Origin of the sequence: Hyperthermus butylicus DSM 5456 (assembly GCF_000015145.1) — an archaeon.
GTDB classification, from domain to species: domain Archaea; phylum Thermoproteota; class Thermoprotei_A; order Sulfolobales; family Pyrodictiaceae; genus Hyperthermus; species Hyperthermus butylicus.
In genome coordinates, this window is the sequence record NC_008818.1 from 43,085 (window position 1) to 69,079 (window position 25,995).

Genomic DNA, 25,995 nt, shown 5'->3' on the forward strand with positions numbered 1-25,995 from the left:
TTGCACCCGGTAGGGTGGTAAGCTGGCCCCGAAATCCTTATAAGAATAGCTCTGGGGGGAGGTGCTGACTGGACACAAAGCGTAGAGACAACGCTTGAAGGGTAGGTATACTCCCATGAGCGGGGAACTATCCTCGATATGTGGCGGACTTCCCCCAGAGCTGTGCGAGCAGCTTGCACGTGAACAGCAAATCATAAAGATAAAGCTCGAGAAGAGACGCTACGGCCGCGAAGTAACAATCATAGAGGGCCTTGACGAGCGTGAGGTTAACCTGAAAAAGCTAGCCTCTGAACTCAAGTCTAGGCTAGCAACCGGCGGAACATACAAGAATGGTAGGATCGAACTCCAAGGAGACCATCGTCACCGCGTAAAGGAGATACTTGTTGAGATGGGGTTCCCGGAGGAAAACATAATAATAGTAGAGTAGTAATAGTAGAGTAGTGATGTAGCGGCAGCATAGCTATACGTGCAGCCTAGCTGTTTTGTCGCTATATTAGGTAATGCTCAAGCCCTGGTGGTGGCTGGGCAAGCTTCATAGTTCCTGCAGGCTTACAATGCAATGTTTTCCGACGGTTGGCTCGCGACATTCCACAAGCTCCATGCTGTGTTATGATTGGGTGTGAGAGTGAGCTGTGACTAAAAGCTTATAAACCCCTACTAAGGAATAGGATGTGTTGGGCTTTAAAGGGTTTCGGGCCATACCCCCCGGGGTACTATGCTGTTGGGTGGGGCTACGTGTTTGAGGAAGGTTATACCCCCGTAGAGGGGGGAGAGGAGAGCGAGGCAAAAGAAGGTATCGGGGATCGGTGCCCCCCAGAATATATTGTATTCGATGAGGAGAGAGGCGAGTATATCTGCACGCTTACTGGCGAAGTTGTAGAAGATACTGTTATCGATACTGGGCCGGAATGGCGTGCCTATACCCCAGAGGAGAAGACGAAACGTAGTCGTGTCGGTAGCCCACTGACACACACGCTTCCAGACTATGGTGTTCTCACAACTATCTCTGGCTACCGTGACGCCACTGGACGGAAGCTCGAGGCTAGGCTGCGTATAGAGGCTAGTAGGCTGCGCAGACTACAAGCCAAGCTGCGTGCAACAACTAGCATTGAGAAGAACATTGAGCAGGCTGCTAGGGAGATTACTCGCCTCATTGAGGCGCTCAACCTGCCCCGTAGCGTGATAGACACTGCCATGATGATCTATAGACAAGCTGCAGAGAAGGGTCTTGTGCGTGGCAGAAGCCTAGAATCCATGGCTGCGGCAGCTGTCTATGCAGCTTGCAGGATTAGGGGTATACCTAGGAGCATTGACGACATAGCAGAGCTTGTGAAGGGCGGTAGGAAGGAGGTTGCTAGGTGCTACAGGCTCATAGTGAGAGAGTTAAGGCTCCGCATGCCGATAGTGGATCCGGTACGCTACGTATCAAGGATAACTTCAGCTCTTCGGCTGAGCCCGGCGGTTGAAAAGAGGGCTGCTGAGATCCTAATCAGGGCTCGCAAGATGGGGCTTACGGCAGGCAAGGATCCAGCTGGCCTTGCAGCAGCGGCGATATACATCGCCGCTCTTGAACTCGGCGAGAGGAGGACACAGAAGGAGATAGCTGCAGCAGCGGGTGTAACCGAGGTAACTGTTAGGAACCGCTACAAGGAGCTAGTCCAGAAGCTCAATATAACCCTTCCAGCACAGTAGCTTGGACACTACTCAAGCCTCCGGTAGCTAGGTTTTTCCCTCCTCCAGGCCCCCAGGCCCTGTTACCGGGTGTGTTCTAGCCCTTGGCCGTGGAGTTTGTACAAGACGTTAGGCAGGCTAGGTTTCTCCGTGAACCAGTAGTCGAATCCCGGGGCGAGCTAAAGCATTGGATTGACGCGTTGGCCGACTGGCTAGAGGAGAGACTACGGGCCCGTGGCAAGGAGGTCTACGTCTTCAATGGAGGATTGTCTGTGTCCGGTCTTCAGCACGTTGGTAGGCTGAGGGGCGAAGTGATTATACTAGAGACACTGCGCCGCATACTCTCCCAAAGAGGGCTTAGGATAAAGCAGTACCTCACTCTCTACACACAGGATGCGTGGAAGGGCAAGGATAGTCAACTCAAAGCGTTCCCCAACCCCGAGGAGGCCCGCCGGTACACCGGCTGGCCCCTCATAAGGGTACCTGACCCTAAGGGCGAGCTTAGGAGTTGGGTTGACAGGTTCTGGCTTGACTTTGGTCCCTACATACCAGAGTTTACTGACGGCCAAGTGGAGGTTGTAACTACGACCGAACTCTACCGTGGTAAGCTGCTGGAGTTCGTGAAGATGTCTGTGGAGAGGCGTGAGGAGGTACGACGAGTCATAAACAGGTACCGTGGTAGAAAGCCGTATCCAGAAGGCTGGATACCATTTGAAGCAATATGCGCTAGGTGTGGCAGGATAGACAGTACCGAGGCTCTCGAGGTCGATCTTGAGAGGGAGATGGTACGATATCGCTGTAAGCAGTGTGGTCACGAGGGCTGGGCCAAGCTCTGGGATGGGAAGTTAAACTGGAGGATAGAGTGGGTTGGCGTGTGGTGGGCGCTAGGAGTAGACTTTGAGCCTTACGGAAAAGACCATGCTACACCCGGCGGCAGCAGGGATAGTGCCAATGAGCTAGCTCGCTTAGTCTACGGCATCGAGCCGCCAGAGGGGCTCCCCTATGAGTGGGTTGCCGTGAAGACCCCGGATGGAGAGGCTGATATGAGCAGTAGTGACTTTATAGGATTTACGCCCCGTGAGTGGCTAGAAGTGGCTCACCCGGAGGTCCTAAGGTTCCTCATGCTGAAGACCCCACCCATGAGGAAGATATCTCTTGGCCTCCACGAGGTGCCACAGTATTACGAACAGTACTACAAGGCTGAACGTGTATACTATGGTGTTGAGACGGCGGGATCTCGTGAGGAGGACATAGTGCTACGTAGGAGCTACGAGCTAAGCTATACCAGGGCGGGGCCGCCCGAGAAAATGCCTGCCCAGCCACCCTACACACACGTAGCGATTCTTGCGCAGATACTGCCAGAAAACTTGTGGCGCAGCGAGGCTGTAAAGAGGCTGCAAAGGAGTGGTCACATGCCAGACAATCCGACGAGCTTCGATATAGAGAGGCTCATGGCCCTACTGCCCCGCGCTAAGAGATGGGCTGAGCGTTACGCCCCCAGCCACATAAGGGTTAAGATACTCGAGGAGTTGCCAGACGATGTCAGGAGTCGTGTACCAGACTGGGCGCGTAAAGCGCTACGCGAGCTAGGTGAGAAGCTTGCAGTGCTCGAGGAGTGGAGCGAGGACGCCATCAAGAACGTGATGATCGAGTTTACACGTGGCTGGGAGCCAGCAAAGAGGAGGGAGTTCTACCGCTACTTCTACCTAGTCTTCGTCGGCCGCGAGAGTGGGCCGAGAGCGGCTCCACTACTAGCACTGCTGGATCGCGAGTTTGTCGTCAGCAGGCTCTCAAGCATATAACATGTCTTTCACGGGCGTTAAACATTTTTATAGACTCTGGTGTATATTCTCTTGCGGGCTGGTAAGTGTGAGTGCGCCTCTAACACTTGCAGTCTGTGGGAATATCCCCCAACACAAGCTCAACATAACAGTGGACGCCACAGCTTCACGCGTGGACATAGCTAGGCTCAAATGCATGCTCAAGTGTGTATTCTCGCTCAGCGAGGAAGAGGCACAAGTACTAACCTACTTGATACTAAGGGGTAGAGGTGCCATAGCAAAGGACATAGCTGAAGCACTTGGCAGAAATCCTGAAGTTGTACGTCGTGCGCTACGAAGCCTCTACATGCACTCTCTCGTCGTTAGGAGGCCCTACCCGCTAAGGCGTGGCGGCAGGGCATACCTCTACGAGGTACCTGAGCATATTGTGGAGGCTGTAGCGAAGCTGTGTAGGGAGGTTCAGGAGCTAGACGAGCTAGTTAAAAGTAGAGGAAATGGTAAAGGCTAGGAACCTCTGCCTTCCAGTAGCCTTATCCCGCCAAGCCCTATAAGGGTGTAGTGGCGTAGCCCGCTATAGAACCTTGTCTCTACACCCCTCTCCCGGAGCCTCCTGTCAACCTCCTCCATAGATAGGTCTGTCAGCCTGTACTTGTCAGAGGCGAATACGAAGCTGTTAACATACATGAACGATGGCACCCACACACCATATTCCTCAGCGTGCGCGAATAGGCTCTTGACAGAGCCGTACACCTTCTCAAACGCTTCTGGGAAGAGTGCGGCGCAGCCAGCCTGAGTCACAAGTATACCATCGCTCCTAAGCACGGACTTAACGAGGCCTATAGCTTCCTTCGTATAGAGCTTAGCAGCTATCTTCGGGCCAAATGGGTCAGTGAGATCCATTATTATGACGTCGAAGTCTTCTCCTCGTCGTGCTGCCTCCTTTATGTACTCAAAGCCATCCATTATGACTACTTGTGCTCTTGGGTCGTCAAAGGCGCCTTGGTGCCACTCTGGAAGATACTCCCGTGCAACCCTAACAACCTCCCCATCAATATCAACCATGACGGCCTTCTCAACAGTATTATGCTTCAGAACCTCTCGAAGTGTTGCTCCCTCACCACCACCCAGTATGAGGACACGCCGCGGGTTAGGATGGACCGTCATAGCTGGGTGAACGAGTGTCTCGTGGTATATGTGCTCGTCGCTCTCGGTACTCTGTATAAGCCCGTCAAGCACAAGCGTCTTACCGAAGCCGCGTAGAACAAGAATCATTATCTCCTGGTACTGTGACCTGCCATGGTAAAGGATCTTCTCAACGGGGTAAAGTGCACCGATGGGGCCTCCAGGCTGGTAAATGTTTAGCCTAAACATTCCCAGCTCCACAGCACATACACCCGTAAGCCACCGAAATAGCTAACCATATTAATAAGACTCGGCTAGCAAAACCGCAACCGGAAGTGATGAGGGCCTTTAGGCCAGACCACACAGCCCGGATGAAGAAAGTACCCTCGGCTGACAACTTGCTGTTAGAATTGCTTCTCGTAATACTTTCACGTATATACCATAGAGACTGAAGAGTTAGTGGTGTACTGGCTGCATCTCCAGCGTCTTTACTCGCTACTTCCAAGCAACGCTAAACTGGTGTCAAGACAATATAATGGCGCGAAGATCTATTGTGGTGATGGAGGAGTAGTGGAGCCGCCGGCGGGATTCGAACCCGCGACCACCGGCTTACAAGGCCGGCGCTCTACCGCTGAGCTACGGCGGCACAGTAGCCGTGTAATGATATTCCGGGATGGGTCTGGGTGTTAAGTATTTTATTCTCAGGCTGTATTTAAGCTTGGTTTAGGGCATGCCATGGCAGGTATTGATGTCAGCATAGACGAGCTTGAGGAGTATACATCGAAGCTTATCCGTGTCCCCTTAGGCGGCATGTTTAGGTTTAGGTGCACACGGTGTGGTCGTTGCTGCAGCGGCGGTCCGAATGTTGTGCTCACGATATTTGATGTTGTGCGTATGGCTAGGTTTCTGCGTGTGTCGTGGCGCAATTTTCTCCGAGGCTATGTGAAGATAGTTGTTGCAGATGTCTATCCGTTCATGCTGCTCCGAGGCGATGAGCGGAATCGCTGCTTTTTCCTAGCTGAAAAGCATGATGGAACCAAGCTGTGTGTAATCTATCCAGCGAGGCCTATGCGGTGCAGGCTCTACCCTATCCTAGTTGAGGACTTCTCAGTAAAACATGTGTTTGTGGATCCCAAGTCGCCCGGTGTTGGACAAGGTCGTTTACGGCCACTTCCCAGGAGGCTTATTGAACAATATGTGTGGGAGCGCAAGGAGCATTATCAGCGCCTCCACAAACTCATCGTTAATGAGGGATTGCCGCCGCTTCGAGCGCTCTACCGTGCTCTCGAGGATGCCTGGGCTGAGGCTGAGAAGGGAGCACAATGGGCTGACCTCGACTGGTTAGAGTCTCTTGGCTCAGTGTAGTGGGTGAAGCCATATAGCATGCCTTGCAGCAGCATACAAGCCCCTTTTGGGGCAAGAAGGCTTGCCTAGAAGGATCGAAGACCTGCCTCCTATGGAACGAGTAGATGCATACATCATTAATGTTGAGAGAGTTATAGAGAAGCTCAGGGGCAAAGTTAGTGGTAGTGTTGCAAAAATTGTGGAGCTAGCTGCAGCCTACGCCAATGATGCAAGGTACTACCTGGAGAAGGGTGATGTCTTTACAGCTCTTGCCGATATAGCCTATGCTGAGGGTCTTCTCGATGCGCTGCGGTGGCTTGGCCTTGCAGAGTTTAGCTGGGAGCAAACAAGCGCGATTGCCTCGCGGCCAAAGGTGTTGGTTGCTGGTACGTTCGACATAATCCATCCGGGCCACATTACGCTTCTAAGGGAGGCCTGGCTGCGGGGCAGAGTATACGTTGTTGTCGCCCGTGACGAGACTGTCAAGAAATTCAAGGGTAGGCCGCCAGTAGTCCCCGAGGAGCAGCGTCTAAGCGTGGTCGGGGCGATGCGTTATGTGTATAAGGCGATGCTGGGTAGTAGAAGGGATGTGCTAGAGCCACTCCTCGAGGTTAAGCCTGACATAGTGCTTCTTGGTCCGGATCAATGGGCTGACGAGGATTGGCTGCGTGTAAGGCTCGAGGAGCATGGTTTGAGGCCGCGAATTGAGAGGCTGCGGGCTAAGCTGGACTGTCCACTCTGCAGCTCTACATCGATAATATGTAGGGCAACGGAGCTGGCTTCGGCGACCGGTATTTGCCGGCGCTAGTAGCCCTCCACGAGTAATGAATATATCCTCTTTAGCTCCCGGATAGGGTCTGGTGCATAGTCTACGCGCAAGTCTATAACACGGTCATAGTATGGTGCATATTCGGTCTGGCCGACGACGAGTAGCGCAGCTGATTTGTCGCCGCGCCTATCGCCGCCCGCCCGGTGGCCAGCCTCAATGGCTGCTAGGAGCTTCTCGGCTAGGGTGCCACGGGTATCCATGAACGCGTTTACTGCTTCGCGGCATACGTCAGGGCCGCGTACGAGGTTCGCGATGCATACCACTGGCTCTCTGGGATGGATATAGTAGCCGTGCCAAGAGGGCGACCACTCGCCATCATGTACGGCTACGTCGCCGCGATAGTCTACTACAGCTACCTGCCGATGTGCGGGGCTCGGGTCGCTTTGAAGGGCCCTTCGTAGGGCCTCCTCGGCGCTCATAGCCTTGGAGAGATACTCAAGGATCATTGGCGCGAGTGCTGGGTTTGTGTAGGCCTGGGTAGCTACTACGCCGATGCCGTGCCGGCCCCAGGGAACCCTAGATCCTACAGCAATGCTGCCCGAGACCGTTGAGATGCCGGCCTGACCGAGTAGGGGGTCGTAGGCGAGTATACTGTAGGTCAAGGCTGCTGCTCCCACCATCCAGGGAGACTAGGCACCCCTACTAGAAGGTAAAATAGAGGGGCTAATGCGGCCGAGAGGAGTTTAGACTCTGCGATAATGCTAGACCGTGTAGAGTTGCTTCTTAACCTCCTCAGGCACATCGTCCTCCCTGAGCACCGGATATGTTGGCGGTACGTCCTTCCTCTTAGGCCCAACCACGATGTATCTTGCCGGGTCATTCTCCTCCCTGCTCTTCAACACGCGTACCTTGACATACCAGCCATCGTTGCGGAGGACATACGCGTACTTTCCGTGCTTCCCGCCCATATATCCACCCCGAGCTACAGCCGGGCTTACCGGCAACCTATAAGCCTTAGAGGCTAGAGGGTAGACCAGAACTATACTACTCGGGAACTATACTACTCGGGGGCGAGTTCCACATGATTATCAACAAGAAGGTTGTCGAGGTGCCTGAGATACCGGTAGAGCAGACTGTAAGACTGTCGGCAGACAGGACAGCAGTGATAGTGGTTGACATGCAGAACGATTTTGTGAGGCCGGAGGGCAAGCTATTCGTCCCAACAGCGCCCAAGACTATCCAGGCGATAAGGGAGCTGCTCGAAAAGGCTAGGCGCCATGCAGTAATGACTATATACACCATGGATACGCACTACTCTGATGATCCCGAGTTTAGGATATGGGGGGAACATGTTGTTAAGGGCTCCTGGGGCTGGCAGATAGTAGACGAGTTAAAGCCTACCAGGAACGAGATAGTAGTCGAGAAGACTAGGTATGATGGGTTCTACGGTACGCCGATAGATGATCTGCTACGTGTGCATGGTATAGAGAATGTTGTTATTGTTGGGACAGTTGCAAACATATGTGTTCTCCATACAGCGGCAAGCGCAGCACTACGCTGGTACAAGGTGTACGTGCCCATGGATGGTATCAGCGCGCTCAATGAGTTCGACTACTATCTAACACTCCGGCAGATAACCTTCCTCTACCGCGGCGTGGTTGTGGAGAGCGTTAAAGGCATAGAGTTTGAGGGTCAGGGCAAGTGGCCCCGTTAGCCGGATAGCTGAAGACGTGCTCCGTAAACCGGAAGCATGAGTTTAAAGCCAAGAAGCGGCTATACATCAACCATACAACCACGACTGCTGCAATATCAGCATAGCAGCCTCTTGGCATGCGCATCGTGATTTTTATATGAGGATTACATCCTCGGCAAGCAGTCTAGCATAGGTACACCGTTGCTTGTCTACAAGCCTCCCAGACCTTTAGGCTGGAGGGTGTTGGACAGCTGTAGTAGTGGGAAGGATAGGTGTGGCGAGGTTTCCCTATGCTAAGCCGCGGAGGGGCCAGCTCGAAGCTGCTAGGGCTATAGTCTCTACCGTGCGTGAGGGTGGCGTCTTCGTACTCAGTGCGCCTACAGGCTTTGGCAAGACGTCAACCATCATATATGGATTGCTTGAGGCTGGTGTAGAGCGCATCCTCTACGTTGTAAGGACTAGGAATGAGATAGCCCCCGTGTTGAGGGAACTTCGGCGCTTCGGTGTTGAGCGGTACTCGTTCCTCTACAGTGCTAGGCGCATGTGCCCACTCCTTGCAGGAGAGCAGCTAGCAACCGAGGACTTCTGGGAGACATGCAGGCTCCTAAGGCTGCGAGGCGAGTGTATGTACCATGAGAATCTTGTCGAGGTTAGTGAGGAGACCGTAGAAGCAATAGTAACCAGCATAGGCGAGAGCAAGCCGTCAGAAGTTGTAGCAGCTCTAAGGAACGCCGGGCTATGCCCCTTCTTCTCGCTCCGCCTAGCTTCAACCCGTGCAGCGATAACGGTTGCTACTTACCCTTACCTCTTCCGCGAAGACATATTCACAAGCGTCTTCGAGCCACTAACCTATGGCGACTTCGTCGTAGTCGTTGACGAGGCCCACTCACTGCTCACTATACAGTCCATGCTAGAGGCAAGGCTCACGCTTGAAACACTTCGGGCGGCACTGGACGAGATAGAGGAGTACGGCCTGCCAGGAGAGCTGACAGTAGCGCTCAAAAAGCTCCTCGACATGCTGTCGTCTAGTACAGCTCCGAGAATGGCTATGAAGAGGCTTGAGAAGAACAAGATCAGAGACATACTTGCAGAGCCAGACCTATGGCTCGATGCGGCGCAGGAGGTAAGAGCTGCAAAGCTACGTGAACGCCTCGAGCAAGGTGCTCCAGTTAAGCTCAGTGTAGCGCTAACAAGGGTAGCCAACTTCGCAGCCATGGTGTTCCGAGAGGATACAGGGGTCTACCTCCGCAAGGAGAATGGTCGCCGTGTCCTCATAGCGCTACCGGTGGAGCCGTGTAGCGTTACCGAGAAACCACTAAACGAGGCCAAGGCCGTAATCCTCTCTAGCGGTACAATGCCCGCGTCAAGTATCCTCCGCGACGTACTCTGCATAAGGAAGCCAATGAAGGTTTACGAGGTGGAGCTGCTGCACGGCCATATATTCCCACCGGAGAACATCTATACAGTGTTAGCGCTTGAGATAACCTCGCGCTACACGAGTAGGAGTAGAGAGATGTATGCGCGCTACGCCGAGTACATAGCAGAAACATTTAGAGCGGTTAGGAACGCAGTGCTCATAGTATATCCAAGTTATGAGTTTATGGAGGCCATACTCTCACACCTCAAGCATCTGTTGAGCGGGGAGCCAATGGTCGTAGAGGGACGCGACACAAGTATAGAGCAGGTAGAAGAGTATGTACGGAGACACGGCCACGTAGCAATACATGCGGTAGCTGGTGGAAAGCTAACAGAGGGCATAGAGATCGTCGAGAACGGCGAGAGCTTAATCAAAACAGTATTTGTTGCAGGTGTGCCCTACCCTCAGCCGGATGACTATGTAGCAGATCAATATGAAGTACTGGCAAAACGCATGGGCACGACTGAGGCCAAGACGTTTCTCTACGACTACACAGCGGCAGTAAAAACAAGACAAGCAGTAGGGAGGGTGCGTCGCAGCGAGAAGGACCGTGCGCTCATAATCCTCGGTGATGTGAGATTTGCGAGAAGAAGGCTGAGAGAATACCTACGACTACGAATAGACGCGTATGCAGCCACGCTAGAGGACTACGTGGCGCGTGTACGGGCTGCAGCAGAAAAACTCAAGGTTTAAAGGGAGACGGCAGCACAATTCACGCCTGGAACCCCGGTCCCCTGCGAGCACAAGGCCCCGAGTCCCGGGGAACAGATGAGCAGGGGGCGGGTCACTCCCGGCCGCATCCCCTAACACAATTCGTCTTTCAAACCCTCTGGGTGGAGTTCAGAGGTGACACTGTAATGGTGGTTGAGGGTCTTGATGCGGTATTGAGGGAGACTCTCCAGAAGCTGTCTGAGGAGTATGAGAGTAGGGTTAGAGAGCTAGAGGAGCAAGCTACAAGGATAATTATGGCGAGGAGAGAGGAGCTGACGAGGCTGAGAAGTGAGATCGAAAGGGTTTTCCGTGGCTAGGTTTGCTCGGCTATGGTCTTCACTATCTCCTCCTCCACTGGGAACGCATGTACGTTCTTTAGCGGCACGTAGATCTCGGCCTTGCTGCCAAGCTTTGGTAGCTCCTCCTCACCCGGCAGGTTGAACATAACCTCATAGCTCGAATCCTCTATTACCAGTCTAACCTCGTTAAATAAGCCTAGGTACATTGACACGGTTACCTTGCCGGAGATGATGGTGTAGTTTTCGGGGTTCTCGGGTTTTCGAGTGCGTGCACCATCAGCTTTAATCACTATAGCTGCTTCATCACCTTTTCCTAGGCCATGGTTTACGGCTTTGAATAGGCTCCTGCCAACAGCTACTATAGCGTAGTCAGACTCTATATCGACAACCTTACCTATGACCAGTGATGTTCTGCCGAGGAACATTGCTGTGAAGAGTGTCTTGGGGTTGGTGTAGAGTTCCTCGGGTGTGCCAACCTGCTCTACCATACCCTCCCTCATAACAGCCATGCGGTCTGCTAGTGCCATAGCTTCCTCCTGGTCGTGGGTGACATAGACCATTGTTATGTCTAGCTGGCGCTGAAGCTTCTTTAGCTCGCCACGGAGGCGGAGACGGAGCTTAGCATCAAGATTGCTTAGCGGCTCGTCGAGTAGGAGGACACGGGGCTGAACCACTAGAGCCCTAGCTAGGGCTACGCGCTGCTGCTGTCCTCCACTAAGCTGTCCAGGAAACCTGTTCTCAAGCCCTTGCAGACCCAGGAGATCTAGCACCCACTTGACGCGCCTATCTATCTCGCTCTTTGGTAGCTTTCTCAGCTTAAGTCCAAATGCTATGTTCTCATAGACGGTCATGTGTGGCCACAAGGCCCAGTTCTGGAAGACCATTACAGTGCCACGCTTGTCCGGGGGCTTCTCTGTGACATCCTCTCCGTCTATGTAGACCTTGCCGCTGTCGGGAACCTCGAAGCCAGCAATAACCCTTAGGAGCGTGGTCTTGCCGCAGCCGCTGGGGCCTAGTATAGCGAATAGTTCGCCCCTCTTAATGGTCAGGGAGACCCCCCTAAGGGCTACCGTCTTGCCGAAGCGTTTCACTACGTCACGAACCTCTATGTAGCCCAATACCAGCTACCCCGGGCTACACTGCTCTGCAGCACTGAGGGCTAAATCCTTCCACAGCCGGTCCTCAGACGCTGACAAGAGCTTGACCCCTCCTCGTAAGCCTTGAGGCAACCGTTATCACTACAGCCTCAAGAGTCATTAGTATTGCTGCAAGTGCTGCCGCCTTGGCGTGTGGCTGTGTGCCGCCCTCAACTATTGTTGCCTCGGTGAGCAGCTGTAGTATTGCAAAGGTTATTGGGCCAGTGTGGTTAGCTGATATGAGGCTCCCCTTGAGAGCGCCAAGGGTGATACTAACGCTAACCTCGCTAAGGACATGGATGGCGCTGAGTAGTAGGCCTGCTAGCAGCCCACGCCAGACCAGCGGTATAACTATGCGCTGCAATACCCTAGCCCTCCTGGCGCCGAGGCTACGAGCAGCCTCCTCGAGCTCCTCCGGGGTCTGTATGATAGACGTAAAGACAGCCCTTACTGTAAACGGAATCTTTCTCACAACGTATGCTAGCACGAGTACGTTGGCTGTATAGATGGCTGGGTCGAGGAGGGTGCCACGGAAGTATGTTATGAAGAACACGTAGTAGCTAAATGCGACGACGAGGCCAGGCACGGCTAGGGGCAGCGAGGACAGTATGTCTAGCAGCCCTGCACCTGGGAGCCTAGCTCTGGCGGCTGCGTAGCCAATCATAAAGCCTAGAATGGCAATGAATACTATTGCTTGGGATAGGTATACCACGCTATTCTCGATGCTTCTAACGATGCCAGCTACACGGCCAAGCACCTCAAAGTTCACGAAAAGCCTATCTGGTGGCAGCAGCTCTGGTGTTGGGCCGATCCAACGTTTACTAAACGCTAATAGTGCGACGCCAATCTGGGGTGAAGCCGCGAGCAATATTACCGGGAGCACTACAAGATAGGCGAATATGAGCCCCTTACGGCCTAGTGGTAGGCCGTGGAAGGGGCGTGGCGCACCTCGGGCTAGCCTTGCGTAGTATCTAAGGCTCAAATAACGCCTAACGAAAACCAGTGGTATGGCAGCGAGGATTAGCATTAGGAGGCTTAGCGCTGCAATGGTTACTCGCAAGGCTTCACTTTGAATGCCGCGGAAGTTATCGTATACCTGGAACGACATGAAGTATGGATAGTTAAAGATTATTGGTCCGCCTACATCCTCTATGCTGAGAATATACACGAGTGTTGAACCTGCAAGAATACCAGGCATAATTAGTGGTAAAATTATGCGGCGCAGAAGCCTGAACCCCCTGGCACCCAGGTTTATGGCCTGCTCGATAAGTGTGGCATCTACAGCTGCAAGGGCAGCCAATACATTGATGTAGACTATCGGGTAGAACATGAGTATCTGTGCTAGTGCGACACCCGCCTGTCCTGCAAAGGCTATCGAAATCTTCTTACCGATAAGGGGCTCGGTAATCATGCTAGCTAGGTAGGAGAATGTATTGAGGTGAAGGCCAAGGCCGAAGTACAACTTAATAATGTAGGTGCTCACCAGGGGAGCTATGAGAAGTGGCATGTAAGCTATAATGGCGAATATACGACGGCCAGGGAACCGGTAAAGGCCCACAAGTAGTGCAACAGTCGTGCCTAGTGCTGCAGCGGCAAGTGTAACGATTACCGCGTTCACTATAGTGTTTCCTATAACGCCGAAGTTGAAGCCATTAACGGTTATTCGTATCGTATCCGGGAGCACGCGTATCTCGATGAGCCTGCTAACGGATCTCCAGCTAAAATCAACGTAGAATTTATCGCTAAATAACGAGCCGAAGTCGGCCTTAGAAGATTCTGCTATAACTACTAGTAGCGGTGCGATAAACGCGAAAAATATTGTTGCAAGGGGTATGTAGAGTAAAAGTATTATTTCGATATCGGTTTTGGCCCTGGGTATAGCCCTCTTGGCGGCTAATAACGCATTCCTCCCGATATCTATGAGCTTCTGCCTAGCCGCCAAGGGCGTCTAGGACCTCCTCGTATTTCTGCCTAGCAGCTTCACGCCAAGCGCTCATGTACTTCTCGGTTACTGCTGGGTTTTGCTCCAATATTTTATTTACTCTCCTGGCATCCTCCAACGTAAACTTTACAATCTCGCCGGTGAGCGGGTCCTTGTATTCAACTGTATCAGTTAGCTTCTGCTTAAGCGCTTCGAATGTAGCCTTGTCTATCTTCTTCTCGACATAGTATGCCTCTAGGAGCCTCTTCCATGCTTGCTGTAATGTTTGGTGTTCGTCTACTAGCGTTGCCTTGAAATACTGTCTCATAGCAGTCTCTATCTCCAATGCTAGCGTATCGTTGAATTGTATCACTTTAACTTGCATTGCGCGATAGTATGCATCACGTAGATCAGGCCTCTGTTGGCCCTCCGGGGTCTCAAAGACCTTGGGGTTTGCTGGTAGCCGGTTAATCTCGGGGCTTAGCCAAATCTTCTGACCCTCCGTTAGTACCCACGCTATGAAAGCCTCTGCAGCTTCTGGATGCTTCGTGGATATCGTCACGGCTATTGGGTCGCCGTTAACTATCGTCTCACCTTCGGGCAGTATGTACTTACAAGCTGGATTTATTCTCTCGGCTGTGTAACCGTAGAAGTCTATAGTGATGCCTACCATTACTATGCCCGCTATAACGTCGTCGCGCACAAGGCCGCTACTCTGCTCTATGCGTGCATTTGCAGCCATGAGGGTTAGTATGCGCCAGCCCTCATCCCAGCCGTACGTCTGAAGAATGATTTCATAGATCCTTGTATTACTGGTACTCTGCGTTGGATCGGCTATTGCTAGTGCCGGAGTATTGTACTGTACAAGTATGAGGCCGAGATCATCGCTTGCGAGGTCGCGCCAGGACTTGAGCTTTGATACATCATAGTCGAGCTGCTGGGCTACCTCTGTGTTAATGGTGAAGCCGAAGCTAGCTATTGCTGCTGCAACCCAATACACCTTGCCATCCTTCACCCTCTTGAGCGGCTGGCCAGCAAAGGTGTCAGGTACTTGACTCGCGGCCTCAAGCGCTATCTGTGTCTCGAGGGGCTTCAGCAGCCCTTTCTTGAATAGGAGATCGAAGAGCGTTGGGCCGCCGCCCCAGGCTACGTCTATGTTCTGCTTCTCGATGAAGGTTTGCCAGAGGCCAGGTGGTACAGCTATGAACGTTATATCCTTGACGCAATACCTCTTTGCGAGGTCCGACTCTAGGAATAGATCCCTAGCCTGCTCCTGGATATCGGCAGGATGCCTTGTAAGCACTGTTAGCTCAATCCACTCCTTACACTCAGTAGTTGGTTGTGTTGGCGTCTCCGGTGGTTGCTCTTGCGGCTGCTCCTCTGATGGCTGTGTTTCAGGCTGCTCTGCTGGCTGCTGGGGCTGCTCAGTGCTAGGTGTGGTGGGTGTTGTTGGCTGCTCGGGAGCTGCAGGTTTCTCCTTGCCTCCGGTGAGCAAGACTACCCCAGCTATTACAGCTATTGCAACTATAATACCTATAGCAAGTACTATGTTTCGGGACGCCATACCCTCTTACCCGCGTAGAGCCGAATTGTACTGCATTGTGTAATAAAGTTTGCAATCCTGGGCCTATCGCGAGTGATTGAAAATTATTAATAGCGTTGTGTATAGTCAATTAACCATGTAGTTTTAAATATCTCATGGATATGTACTTATTTGCCCGGATAAGAGGGTGAGACACATCGCTCCCTCACTAGGCTAGGGGTGAAAGACTATGCAGCGCCTCCTCTATACCCTGGTTGTTGTATCTCTCATAGTAATCTCGGCGTATGCACCCCTAACAGCTACAGCTGCAAGGCTTGAGTTGCCAACGATACTGGTTGACCTGTCGCATGGCCAGAACAGCAACGGAGTATGTGCAATGATGTCGGCGGTGCCCGATGCCTACTGGGTTGTAGTACTGCCGAGCGAGGATGCCTTGTCGGCGTTTCCCGAGTCACATGCTAAGTGTATAATGCAGCATGCCTACAAAATAGTATTCGGTGACATTGCCACTGCTCTATCGGACTCCGAGCTGTCAATAGACATGATAATTATAGGTCAGCCTATATACCCGCTAAGTGATGCCGAGAAGGAGGCCATAGCATCATGGCTTGGTAGCGCCACGGCTAAGGCGCTCTGGTGTGCCACTGATAGCGACTACCCGGCACAGGGTGGTGCCCAGGAGGCAGCTCAACACATATGTAACGATCTTCTCGACTACCTCGCCGAGTCGGGCTTTCCAGTAAAGCTTAGGAGCGACTATGTGAGTGTAGAAGACCCGTCATCCTGTGCTAAGAGGTCCTACCGTGTAATAGCCTATGTGGAGCCGCCAGCGAGATATGATGCTGAGCTGCTAAAGTTTGGCGCAGAGAAGGTGCTAATGCATGGCCCCGGCGCGGTGGCGTGGGTCGACGAGAATGGCGATTGGCATAAGGTGACGGACCCTAACACTCCAGAAAACATCATACCGATAATAGTGACAACGGAGGAAGCTACAATAGTAGAGCACCAAGCTAGCGGAGCCACCGAGATGGGCTACGCTCACATGGCTGGTGAGCGTGGCAAGTTTGTGCTAATGGCTGCTGAGATTCTAGAGACTGAGAATGGCAGAAAGGTAATCATAGTCAGTGGCGAGTCGCCATACTTTGGCTATCAGTCAATGCTAACCTTTGAGTATTACGGCTACCTCCTTGACGGTCCAAGGTTCTTCAGAAACCTAATACTATGGGCTACCGGCAACTACGCGGAGCTAAAGGCGTTCAAGGCACTAGAGGAAACAGTCAACAAGGCTGTCGAGGAGGTAGCAAAGACGGTTGAAACTGTAACCAGTCAAATAGACCAGCTAAAGAGCTATGTGGACAATGCTCTAGCAGTCCAGGACTCCAAGGTAAAGAGCCTAGAAAACGCTCTTAACACCGTGAAGGCTGACGTGGACGGTGTTAAGAGCGACTTGGCATCGGTTAGGGATACCGCCTCCAGTGCCTCAAGCAAGGCCTCCAACGCCATGGTGCTCGGTGCAGGTGGCATAATCCTTGGCCTAATAGCCCTCATAGCTGCAGCGCTAGCGCTTAGGAAGAAGTAGGTGGTAGGCGAGAGAATCGTTTCACAAGCATAGCTGTGCATCTGCCTAAGCACATCAACATTTTTCTTCATGCCCCATCATGCATGCTGTGATGTCTAACTGTTAGGCTTTGGAACATTGTATTTCCTTTAGAGTTAATTTGTGCTCAAAGAATTTAGGGTAGAGTAGCCGTTCCTCCCCCTTCTTGGAGGGGGGGTACATGGCACCCCGTCTAGCTAGTTTAGCTGCTTCTCTAACTATACTAGCACTCCTAATGCTACCTATTGCGGGGATTGTGCAGGTTTCAGCAACTGAGGAGAAGATCGTAGAAGTGACTATTCCAACACGTGCCGTCAAAGCGGAGCTTGCCAAGGGCTTAATAGTATACCCTCGGCTTTCAGCGCCAGCCTTCGTAGAAGCTGGTGGCACGTTTAAGCTTGTAATCTCGCAGCCTGCCACTGTTGAGAAGGTTGTTATAGACGACGGCTACGGGCACAGCTACGAGTGTAGTGTTGAAGCGATAAGTGATACACTCTACACTGTCAGAGTTCCAAGCGATGCAGTAAAAGGAGTCTATGACCTCATAGTGTTCCTTAGCGATAAGGTTGTCGGTGAACCTCACGCGGTTTATGTTGGCAAATCCTCGGACTACAATGAGATGTTAATAGTACATATTAGCGATAGACACTTCGGAGTGGTAAATGCTAATGGTAGGGCTGCTGCAAACTATGACCTAGCAGTAGCCGTTATCGCTCTGGGCCTGCCAGCAAACACTATAGTAATAGACACGGGTGATGTTGCAGACACGGCTAACGGCTACGAATACATGCAAAGCCTTGACGTTGACTTGCTCCTCAACAAGCCTCTCATAGGGGTGCCAGGAAACCATGACCATGTAGCGGGCTCTAAACTCTACACGGTGTACAGGGGCCCATTCAACTACACGCTATCAATCTTCAACCTATACCGCATCGTGGGCATCGACAGTGGCAGCGAGGGCTACATATCGGATGACCAGGCCGAGTGGGCTCGCAGAATCCTTGAGTCCTCCCAAGAGCCCGTAACGATATTGCTATTCCATCATCCGCACTTCACTCACCTCTACGGCGAAGAGCCAACAGTCTTTAAGGCATCAACAGCCGACGAACTATATGAGATACTTGTATCAAATAAGCCTGACAGCACGTACACGTACATCTACTCAAGCTGGCTGGCAAACAATGAGTCGCTAAAGACACTCATTGAGGGTATAATGGCTAACAAGGCTAAGCTGATACTCGTCCTAAGCGGCCATATACACATGGACTCCTATGCCCTAGTAGAGAGACCCGACGGCTCCAAGATACAGTACATCGTTACAACGTCGACGGGCGGAAGTGTCAGGACATACCGTAACGACTATCATGGCTTCAGAATAATCAAGGTAACAGCTGACGGAGGCCTAGAGATCTACGGTGATGGCAAGCCCTGGGAGTTGCATGCAAGCTTCAGCACGGAGAACACCACGGTAGCCTATGTAACGGGGAAGAATGCAGTAGCAATGCTATTCACGCTAGGAAACAGCAATGTTGCAAAACTCATGGAGAAGACCGTGCTAGCAGTACATGTACCTGAGGAGTTCGAAGGCAAAACTGTAAAGGCACTGTTGAAGGGCCTTGACCGTGTAGAGCTACGTTGTACACCACTGGGCTGCGTAGCCTACGGGATAGCTGATACACCACCCAAGGTAGGCTATACCTACAAGCTAGTACTATACACTACTGAAGACCTGGAGCCCCCATCAATAACTGTTAAGAGGGTTACGCCGAAGTCGCCTACAATAGGTCGCCAAGTATCAATAACCTTTACTGTTAGTGATGACTCGTGGGGTGTAGCCAAGGTTCTAGTAACACTACAGTACGATGGCAAGAAGGTTGAGCTACTCCCGTCGAAGACTGGTGACGTATACCGCGTCGTATTACAAAAGCTAAACACTACAAAGGCAGTTGTAACAATAACAGCTATAGATGCTTCCGGTAAGGAGTCCAGCAAGACAATAACAATAGAATATCAGGCTCCACAACCTGTCGGGGAGCAACCAGCCCAGCAACCTACCGAGCAGCCCAAAGAGGAGATCACACAATCACAGCCAGCAGAAAATATGACTGAAACAAAACCGGCAGAGAGTGCTGAGGAACAACCATCGCAACTTGTTGAGCAACCTGTCGAGGAACAGCCAGCCGAGACACCCCCTACAGCTACGACACCAACAACACCAACAACACAGCCATCACCAGAAGCTAGCGGACCCAGCACTATGGTGATAGTATTGGTTGCCGTAGCTGTGGCTGTCGGGGCGGCAATATTCCTCTTGGCAGTCAGGAGGAGCTAGCATAGCTTAGTAACATAGGGAGGTCCAGCCTCAACATACTTTTTTATAAGGAACTCATTAACGTCATGTAATTCAACTATGTTTGGTACCGATAAGAATCGATATATGTTGCTACCTATGACTCCTGAGAGGTGCTCTGCAACGATATCTTCAAGTCTGGCCTCTAGCTCTCTTACGTCAGGCATATTGTTTGTTGAACAGCTAATAGCAAAGTCTATGTCCTTGTCTCCTAGTCCCTCGCTAGGCTCGCCACCGTGCATGTCTAGTCGGTAGACACTACAGCCCGCTAGCTGGCAGATACACTCAGCAATAGCTTCGCCAATATAGCGCTTGGTTTGCTGCCACTCAAAGCTATCCCAGCGTGGTCTTTCACTACCCAGCACTAGGAGTCTCAGAAGCTGTGCGATCTTACTAGAGTACTTGCCAAGTCTATCTTGTACACAGCTTACAATTAGATCCTCGACACCACTTGCCAAGGGAGGTAGAGCCCTAACCTGAGAGCCAGAAGGAGGGGTACATAAAGCTCTACTATTACGCGGGGCGGTTACGGGTATATCCTTATAGCGTTGCTTAGAAGCGTCTTGGACCCGTATATGCCGCGTTTGCTGACGTGTATTTCGAATAGACTTGGTGCAGTTGTATACTTAAGCGCGTCTATCCCGGCTAGGTGTATTAGCTTCGAGAGTATGGCTTCGAAAGTCTCTGTAAGCTCCTCGGGATTATTGACACGGCTCTCATCTACCACAAGGAATAGATCCACATCCCGTCCCACACCATCTTCGGCGAGATCAATATAGTATATCTCCTTTATCGCGTTGGGCACGAACTTTGCAAGGCATTTTGCAGCAACCTCGGCTAGCTGACGCTTAAACCGAGCCCACTCCAGAAGGTATGTTTCGAAGGGCTCGCCCCTCCTTGGCAGCAGTGGTTTGAGCTTCCGGACGCTCTGTAGACACTCTCCCACGCCGGCATCAACGTGCTCAAGCTCGGCTGGTCCCACAGATAGTCCACCAGACTATAGCTTTGCTCAGCAAAACCCCTATAAGCTTTCCCCACAACATTATACATGTTAAATAGTGTTAGTCGTCTAGATTATAGGCTTGTGGACCACAGCGGGGTAAGGGGGTTCTAGGGATGGTGCTGCTAGCATTGACATATAAGAAGCTCGTGCCAAGAGACTTCAAAGTATTGCAAGTAATCGAGAGGGAGATGCCACGCTATGAGTATGTTCCGGTAGAACTTATAGAGCGAAGGCTTAGAATGCCTTCGAGCCATGTGGCTATGAGCTTACAGAAGCTCAACCAGCTAAAACTGGTGAGAAGGAGGCTAGGCGAGTATGTGGGCTACCGCCTAACCTACATGGGGCTGGACATGCTAGCCATACACTCGCTTGTAGAGCGCGGTATCCTACATGCATTGGGGGACAAACTCGGTGTTGGCAAAGAGAGCGATGTATACTCTGGGCTAACACCTACCGGGGAGAGGGTCATAGTAAAATTCCATCGTGTGGGAAGGACAAGCTTTCAGCGCGTTGTAAGAGTTAGAACTTACGCTGCTGATAGGCCATATGCAACCTGGCTACAGATAGCCAAGGTTGCTGGGCAGCGGGAGTACCGGGTATTAGAGGAACTCTATCGCGAGGGCGCGCTTGTACCGAAGCCGCTGGGATATAGCAGACATGCAGTTGTAACAGAATATCTTGAGGGTGTTGAGCTATACTTGTACAAGGACCCTATAGACCCGGAGTCCATGCTGCAGAGGATACTTGAGACTCTACGTAAGGCTTACCTAGACGTAGGCATAGTACATGGAGACCTAAGTGAGTATAATGTGCTTGTTGTGATAGAGGATGAGGAGGAGAAGCCGTATATTATAGACTGGCCACAATACGTTGAGCGAGAACATCCATCAGCAGAGCAGCTACTTCGCCGCGATGTGGAGTACATCGTAAGGTTCTTCCGTAAAAAGTATGGCGTAGAGGTTGATGCTGAGAAAGCACTTAAATACGTTAAGGGTGAGGTTGAAACTGTCTAGCGTGTCTCTGGTTTACAGTCCTATCATTAGGGAACCATACTAGTCTTGACTTATAAAATGAAACAAATATTTATGCTACTGGTTTCCTTGAAGCGTAGACCTAAAAAACGTGTAACAGCAATAAGACTATGTTTGGGTGGTGTAAATGGCTTCAGCCCCGGAGAATGAGGTAAAAGGTAGGGAGGAAACCATAAAGGAGGGAATTATGGAGAAGGATGGTGTTCTCGTAGTATCCGGTGAGGACTATATCTACCGTGTGTGTAGTGCTCTAGCAAGCCCAACGAGGATTAGAATACTCATAGAACTCTTGCGACGTGAGGCAGACATAGGCGAAATAGCCGACATGATAGGTCAAAGCAAGGCTAATGCATCTACACAAGTGAGAAGGCTCGAGGAAATAGGCCTAGTACGCTCCGAGTACAAGCCCGGCGTGAGGGGAGTAAGGAAGGTGGCCAAGACAACTGTTAGAGAGATACGCATAGTACTTGCACCCCCTGAACAAGAAGAACAGCAACATTGACAATTAGTCCGAACTGTAAACGCTACGAAAGCTAAGTTTATAGCCTGCGCACGTGGCCTCTTTACCCAATACTATGGAGAGTGTTGGTCGGGCCCGTCGTCTAGCCTGGTTAGGACGCCGCCCTGACACGGCGGAGGTCCGGGGTTCAAATCCCCGCGGGCCCACCACTCATACTCCCCAAATTACCTCCTTGCAGGACATAACATCACGGTAGCGGAAACTCAAAAGGTAGCACAAGAGTCACCAACACAACACGGGACACAGATTATGAGCATAGTGGACAGCACAGTAAGGATGCTAGAACCCCTACCACAAGCACAAAGACTAGAACAGGATGAGCGAAAGTAAGCCAGTGGCAAGAGAGGGCGAACTAATAAAGAAGGTTAGTAAGCTAAGTCAACCTAGCTAAGAGGAAAAACACGTCCCTCCCCTACTAGCCAGGTACTCAAAGCAACAACGGACAGTGCATGACATCTACCTCCTCCGAAGTCTTCTAGCAGCATAGGCTGAGGCGGCAAGCACAGCTGCAACAGCCGCAAAAGACAGGTAGTCCTCTATGCCTCTATGGAATAACTTGTAGTCCGGTAAGCTCAAGAGTAGTTGCACAGTCTCAGGGTAGGGTTTAACATCCTCAAGTAATAGCACATGCGTTCTATTAATTGGCAACTCTATATTGTAACCAGCAACGAGATAGTGGCGTTTAAAGAGTAGTTCGGGCTTACCGTCGGGAGCAGCTAATATCAACACAACCATGTAGGGATAAGCGTTGCTGGAGGAGACAATGTAGCATCCATGTTCGGGGCACATTAGTGGTTTACCGTTAAATACTGGCTTTAACTTCTCCACAACCTCTTCAGTTAGCTCAATAGTGGAATATAGTGGGAAGAACCCTAACTCCTTAAAGTTGACAACATAGCTACTCTCTTAGTCCACCACATAGTACGCTTTAATAGAAGTATTTACATTACCATACATTATCTGGTAGTAATCCTCTAAGCTAAGATTTAGTGGCATACTTAAATGATAGATCCTCGCTAAAACCTTAAACTCGTCAAATGTAGGCCCTCTAAGGATAAGCAATACGGTTGTTTTATCGTCACTAGTATTAGCAATATGCAGCTCAAGCGTATAGAAGACATTCCTTAACACAGTCTTGTTTTTCGACTTATCAAAGAGTTCAAAGCTGCAGAAATACTTGAGTAACCTAGTGTCCACACCCGGCTCATCAGCCGTTCGTGCTTTCACTGTGAGACCGGAAAGGGACAGAAACAAACATAAGCAGTATGAGGAGTGAGAGAAGGGCTAATCGAAAACCCCTCTCGTGGAGCTGTACTCCACTCCCCCCACCCCACTACGTTTCCCTTTCAGCTTTCAAGTAGCGTTTAGTTTAAGCTAGTCAACCTATGGTTAGGCTTACAACAGACGAGGCGTCAGGGCTGAAGTAGTGTTTGTCGTCGAAGCATGGTATGCCCGTCTTCTCGATGTATCCATTAGCCTTAAATGTTACTCTTCTTGCTATTATCCGATAACAGCTAACATACTCTGTAAACTGTTTTGTCTGACTGTTGATCACTAGTTTGTGGTCGCAAGTCCACCAATCATGATTCTTTATCGCTCTTGCCGTATCATATCCTACAGCCCAGTCTCTAGCCTGTGGTATATAGGCTGCAAATATACCGGATGACATTGCTATATATGATGTATGCTATATATGATGTACTACCCGGCACGAACACCTTTATGCTCACAGTTGCACCACCATAGCTTAGTGCGAGGCTAACATGCCCGATAACGATATCAGGGCCAGGAGTGTTAGCCTTGAAGTGTGCCCGCCCTCCACATGAACACTTCTACCAGCACCTTAGCACACTCCAGAGAGAAAATCATGCAACGTATCCATCGTACTGTCCACAGAGCGTCACCACATAGAGCGGCTTGGACAAAATTAAGGCTCCTATATCTATAATTCCAGCATATGATTTTGGTGAGCTTGGTAGCCAGTCTCCAGGTTCACAAGTTCTGGGCAGTAGCCAGAGAGCTAGGCCTGGACTGCGAGCCCGGCATAATCGAGCAACATTATCGACCTCATGATCGATTGTCCCGTAACTTCTGCCCAGAGGACAGCTACCTTTACGACCTGACTGCTATCGAGCAGCCAAAGTGGTGCAAGGGGCCCCGCTACAAGCCGGACAAGAAGTACCTTGAAAGGCTCCAGCGTTGGCAAGAATACTGTAACATTGCCTACTATAGCTGTCTCTCAAAGAAGCAGTGGGAAGGACTAACCTACAAGCAGGCTAGAGAGATATGCCAGGCGTACGAATTGATACCCAAGCCCGGAGTTTCGATCCCCCTGTTGGCTCCCACACGACCTCAAATAGAAAAATGGGGTAAGAACTGTCACACAACCTATATCGATCTGGGCCGTGTTCTTGCAGCCTTACTGTGTACGGAGCATGTTGAAGGAGGCCTCTGTACTGATGAGGCTATACTTGCGCGGGACAACTGCTGCAAGTACCTGGTGGACCTGCACGTGGTCCTAGACCTGGCCAGCAAGGGTGTCTGCAGAAGCCCCGAAGACTGTAAACGGTGGAGCCAGGAGTGCAGGGACCTAGCAAGTGAAGTGTTGGAGTTCGTCGAACGGTGCTAGAGCGAGATACTCCAAACGCTAAGAAGGAACGGGTAATTGCAGCTATTCTATTTCTTTTGCTGTGCTAGCAGCGTGCGGGAGCCGAGAGTCATGGGGAGAGTGTGGAGTGTAGGTTGCTGTGGGGCGTGGTTTCTGTGCGTTGGAGGTTCTCGGCGTAGACGCTGACACCCTCGCGGGGCGGCTCCTTGAGGCAGTGGAGCGCGCCAAGGAGAGACTTGAGGAGTGCCCTAGTGGCGATGCCGAACTGTGCCGCATGCTGCGGAGGAGGCTCGATGAGCTTCTCGGGGCTAGCAGGCTCGCCATTACCCCCGCACTAGTCGTCGACGAGGAGGGCGAGACCGTCAATGCGTTCTATGTTGAGGGCCGTACGGGGGACACTGGCTGGATAGTCTTCTCGCCCCACACCCTGGCAGACCCCGACTACGTTGCACACATACTCCTCCACGAGCTTGTCCACGCACTCGGCCTAGAAAACGAGGATGAAACCGAGGCACTAGCACTCTTTGCCGAGAACCAAATCGACATCCCGGAGCCTCCGCCGCCAGTAAGGGAGGCCGAGCACAAGCTACGACGGGCAAGTTGCATGCTGACGGAGCAGGAGATCACAAGCCCGGACATTACGGTGCTCATAGTGGAAGCCCGGTAGACCACTGGAGTACATTGTGCCGTAATGGCGTATGCATGGACTAGAGCTGGATGTCTATCTTTCTCGTTCACCCTTTGTCTTGCCGGGCTGACCTATAGTTCGCAGTATATTTCGGCTACCACGCTAACTAGCGCTCCTGGCGCTGCGTAGCTTCAGCCACGAGGACGGGGACGGAGCTAGCATAGCTTTATGGGTACGTGTTGGGGCTTATACCTGGTGGGTTGCTGGAAGCCTTGTCAATGCTTGTCGTGCTTCCTCCACGTATAGCCGAGGGGATTCGCCGAGAAGCTGAGAGGCTCTGTGTCCCCCCCAGAGGAGGTTATCGTTGAGGCTCTCGGGAGGGGCTGGATCCCGCGGACCATGCCCGTGACTATATCGATGTTGCCCTGGCACTACTGGAGCAGGCGAGGAAGGAGCTAGAGAAAGGCGACGTCCGCCAAGCCGCCGAGAAGGCCTGGGGCGCTGCTGCGCTAGCCGTGAAAGCCAATGCCTGGCTCCGGGAAGGCAGGAGACTGGCTAGCCACGGGGAACTATGGACTACGCTGGGAGGCTTGCCAGGGAGCTTGGAGACTGGGTTGCCGACGCCTGGGCCCAGGCCAATGCTATGCATACCTGCTTCTACGAGGGCTGGTGCACCAAGTGGCACGTAGAGCATGCGCTAAAGAGGGCAGAAAGCTGGTCATGGAGATCAAAATCCGGATACAAACAAACTAGGCCAGCAACCAGGAGGGAAGGCCGGAGGGGTTGCAGTGTCGGCGTTGGTTAATGCCTTGGGGTATGTGAGGCGTCTAAGCAGCAGGCTTGATAGGGTA

25 protein-coding genes, 2 tRNA genes and 1 pseudogene are annotated in these 25,995 nt (G+C 51.8%); 17 read left to right on the forward strand and 11 right to left on the reverse strand.

The window, feature by feature from the left end:
- Positions 1-115 precede the first annotated feature (115 nt).
- From yciH to HBUT_RS00285, 4 genes are all read left to right on the forward strand, one after another.
- Complete coding sequence (gene yciH / locus HBUT_RS00270; RefSeq protein WP_011821248.1) at positions 116-427, forward strand: stress response translation initiation inhibitor YciH; 312 nt, start codon at positions 116-118, stop codon at positions 425-427.
- 308 nt (positions 428-735) lie between these two features.
- The gene (locus HBUT_RS00275; protein ID WP_011821249.1) at positions 736-1,692 is read left to right on the forward strand and encodes a transcription initiation factor IIB; all 957 of its coding nucleotides are present in this window, start codon (positions 736-738) and stop codon (positions 1,690-1,692) included.
- Between the two features lie 83 nt (positions 1,693-1,775).
- Complete coding sequence (lysS, locus tag HBUT_RS00280) at positions 1,776-3,473, forward strand: lysine--tRNA ligase (RefSeq protein ID WP_011821250.1); 1,698 nt, start codon at positions 1,776-1,778, stop codon at positions 3,471-3,473.
- Positions 3,474-3,540: 67 nt separating this feature from the next.
- Positions 3,541-3,960 carry a transcriptional regulator gene (locus HBUT_RS00285; protein WP_011821251.1) on the forward strand — a complete coding sequence of 140 codons (420 nt, stop codon included), beginning with the start codon at positions 3,541-3,543 and terminating at the stop codon, positions 3,958-3,960.
- Here HBUT_RS00285 and speE read toward each other — a convergent pair.
- Together speE and HBUT_RS00295 are read right to left on the reverse strand one after the other, a co-directional pair.
- A complete protein-coding gene (gene speE, locus HBUT_RS00290) occupies positions 3,957-4,835 on the reverse strand; it encodes a polyamine aminopropyltransferase (protein WP_011821252.1) in 879 nt (292 codons plus the stop codon). The two genes, HBUT_RS00285 and speE, sit on opposite strands and share 4 nt — an antisense overlap.
- Before the next feature lie 310 nt (positions 4,836-5,145).
- Positions 5,146-5,220: transfer RNA gene (locus tag HBUT_RS00295), tRNA-Thr, on the reverse strand.
- 89 nt (positions 5,221-5,309) lie between these two features.
- Between HBUT_RS00295 and HBUT_RS00300 the strand changes: the two genes are divergently transcribed.
- Together HBUT_RS00300 and HBUT_RS00305 are read left to right on the forward strand one after the other, a co-directional pair.
- Positions 5,310-5,939 carry a YkgJ family cysteine cluster protein gene (locus HBUT_RS00300; protein WP_011821253.1) on the forward strand — a complete coding sequence of 210 codons (630 nt, stop codon included), beginning with the start codon at positions 5,310-5,312 and terminating at the stop codon, positions 5,937-5,939.
- A gap of 61 nt (positions 5,940-6,000) precedes the next feature.
- Entirely contained in the window at positions 6,001-6,726 is a 726-nt protein-coding gene (locus HBUT_RS00305) for a DUF357 domain-containing protein (protein WP_011821254.1), read from the forward strand.
- On the opposite strand, the gene HBUT_RS00310 is transcribed toward HBUT_RS00305, so the two are convergent.
- Together HBUT_RS00310 and HBUT_RS00315 are read right to left on the reverse strand one after the other, a co-directional pair.
- Positions 6,723-7,349, reverse strand: a complete 627-nt coding sequence (locus HBUT_RS00310) for a DUF1028 domain-containing protein (protein ID WP_011821255.1) — start codon at positions 7,347-7,349, stop codon at positions 6,723-6,725. The two genes, HBUT_RS00305 and HBUT_RS00310, sit on opposite strands and share 4 nt — an antisense overlap.
- Positions 7,350-7,448: 99 nt before the next feature.
- Entirely contained in the window at positions 7,449-7,655 is a 207-nt protein-coding gene (locus HBUT_RS00315) for a DUF5622 domain-containing protein (protein WP_011821256.1), read from the reverse strand.
- Between the two features lie 113 nt (positions 7,656-7,768).
- On the opposite strand from HBUT_RS00315, the gene HBUT_RS00320 reads away from it, so the two are divergent.
- From HBUT_RS00320 to HBUT_RS09390, 3 genes are all read left to right on the forward strand, one after another.
- Positions 7,769-8,401 carry a cysteine hydrolase family protein gene (locus HBUT_RS00320; RefSeq protein WP_011821257.1) on the forward strand — a complete coding sequence of 211 codons (633 nt, stop codon included), beginning with the start codon at positions 7,769-7,771 and terminating at the stop codon, positions 8,399-8,401.
- 253 nt (positions 8,402-8,654) lie between these two features.
- The gene (locus HBUT_RS00325; protein WP_011821258.1) at positions 8,655-10,490 is read left to right on the forward strand and encodes an ATP-dependent DNA helicase; all 1,836 of its coding nucleotides are present in this window, start codon (positions 8,655-8,657) and stop codon (positions 10,488-10,490) included.
- Between the two features lie 164 nt (positions 10,491-10,654).
- Complete coding sequence (locus tag HBUT_RS09390) at positions 10,655-10,825, forward strand: hypothetical protein (protein WP_153801334.1); 171 nt, start codon at positions 10,655-10,657, stop codon at positions 10,823-10,825.
- Here HBUT_RS09390 and HBUT_RS00330 read toward each other — a convergent pair.
- The 3 genes from HBUT_RS00330 to HBUT_RS00340 form a co-directional block, all read right to left on the reverse strand.
- Positions 10,822-11,925, reverse strand: a complete 1,104-nt coding sequence (locus HBUT_RS00330; protein ID WP_011821259.1) for an ABC transporter ATP-binding protein — start codon at positions 11,923-11,925, stop codon at positions 10,822-10,824. The two genes, HBUT_RS09390 and HBUT_RS00330, sit on opposite strands and share 4 nt — an antisense overlap.
- Before the next feature lie 64 nt (positions 11,926-11,989).
- On the reverse strand, positions 11,990-13,885 hold the full coding sequence (locus HBUT_RS00335; RefSeq protein WP_011821260.1) for an ABC transporter permease: 1,896 nt from the start codon (positions 13,883-13,885) through the stop codon (positions 11,990-11,992).
- A complete protein-coding gene (locus HBUT_RS00340; protein ID WP_011821261.1) occupies positions 13,875-15,428 on the reverse strand; it encodes an ABC transporter substrate-binding protein in 1,554 nt (517 codons plus the stop codon). The genes HBUT_RS00335 and HBUT_RS00340 overlap by 11 nt, the downstream gene beginning before the upstream one ends.
- Before the next feature lie 208 nt (positions 15,429-15,636).
- On the opposite strand from HBUT_RS00340, the gene HBUT_RS00345 reads away from it, so the two are divergent.
- Entirely contained in the window at positions 15,637-16,986 is a 1,350-nt protein-coding gene (locus tag HBUT_RS00345; RefSeq protein ID WP_011821262.1) for a hypothetical protein, read from the forward strand.
- A gap of 199 nt (positions 16,987-17,185) precedes the next feature.
- Positions 17,186-19,336 (forward strand): metallophosphoesterase, encoded by a 2,151-nt coding sequence (locus HBUT_RS00350; protein WP_048061344.1) that lies wholly within the window; start codon positions 17,186-17,188, stop codon positions 19,334-19,336.
- Here HBUT_RS00350 and HBUT_RS00355 read toward each other — a convergent pair.
- Positions 19,333-19,812: a hypothetical protein gene (locus HBUT_RS00355; protein ID WP_011821264.1), complete on the reverse strand. Its 480-nt coding sequence runs from the start codon at positions 19,810-19,812 to the stop codon at positions 19,333-19,335. The genes HBUT_RS00350 and HBUT_RS00355 overlap by 4 nt on opposite strands.
- 68 nt (positions 19,813-19,880) lie before the next feature.
- Entirely contained in the window at positions 19,881-20,336 is a 456-nt protein-coding gene (locus tag HBUT_RS00360) for a hypothetical protein (protein ID WP_011821265.1), read from the reverse strand.
- A gap of 134 nt (positions 20,337-20,470) precedes the next feature.
- On the opposite strand from HBUT_RS00360, the gene HBUT_RS00365 reads away from it, so the two are divergent.
- The 3 genes from HBUT_RS00365 to HBUT_RS00375 all read left to right on the forward strand — a co-directional run bounded on the left by HBUT_RS00365 (position 20,471) and on the right by HBUT_RS00375 (position 22,057).
- On the forward strand, positions 20,471-21,370 hold the full coding sequence (locus tag HBUT_RS00365) for an RIO1 family regulatory kinase/ATPase domain-containing protein (RefSeq protein WP_011821266.1): 900 nt from the start codon (positions 20,471-20,473) through the stop codon (positions 21,368-21,370).
- 145 nt (positions 21,371-21,515) lie between these two features.
- The gene (locus tag HBUT_RS00370; RefSeq protein ID WP_011821267.1) at positions 21,516-21,890 is read left to right on the forward strand and encodes an ArsR/SmtB family transcription factor; all 375 of its coding nucleotides are present in this window, start codon (positions 21,516-21,518) and stop codon (positions 21,888-21,890) included.
- 89 nt (positions 21,891-21,979) lie between these two features.
- Positions 21,980-22,057, forward strand: a tRNA-Val gene (locus HBUT_RS00375).
- 307 nt (positions 22,058-22,364) lie between these two features.
- Here the strand turns inward: HBUT_RS00375 and HBUT_RS00380 are convergent.
- Both HBUT_RS00380 and HBUT_RS00390 read right to left on the reverse strand, forming a co-directional pair.
- Complete coding sequence (locus HBUT_RS00380; RefSeq protein ID WP_011821268.1) at positions 22,365-22,736, reverse strand: hypothetical protein; 372 nt, start codon at positions 22,734-22,736, stop codon at positions 22,365-22,367.
- 550 nt (positions 22,737-23,286) lie between these two features.
- Positions 23,287-23,577: a hypothetical protein gene (locus HBUT_RS00390; RefSeq protein WP_048061346.1), complete on the reverse strand. Its 291-nt coding sequence runs from the start codon at positions 23,575-23,577 to the stop codon at positions 23,287-23,289.
- 294 nt (positions 23,578-23,871) lie between these two features.
- On the opposite strand from HBUT_RS00390, the gene HBUT_RS00395 reads away from it, so the two are divergent.
- The 3 genes and pseudogenes from HBUT_RS00395 (at position 23,872) to HBUT_RS00405 (ending at position 25,949) form a co-directional block, all read left to right on the forward strand.
- The gene (locus HBUT_RS00395; protein WP_153801335.1) at positions 23,872-24,537 is read left to right on the forward strand and encodes a hypothetical protein; all 666 of its coding nucleotides are present in this window, start codon (positions 23,872-23,874) and stop codon (positions 24,535-24,537) included.
- Positions 24,538-24,655: 118 nt separating this feature from the next.
- Positions 24,656-25,183 (forward strand): hypothetical protein, encoded by a 528-nt coding sequence (locus HBUT_RS00400; protein WP_153801336.1) that lies wholly within the window; start codon positions 24,656-24,658, stop codon positions 25,181-25,183.
- A 395-nt stretch (positions 25,184-25,578) separates the two neighbouring features.
- Positions 25,579-25,949: pseudogene (locus tag HBUT_RS00405) on the forward strand (PaREP1 family protein).
- Positions 25,950-25,995: the final 46 nt, after the last annotated feature.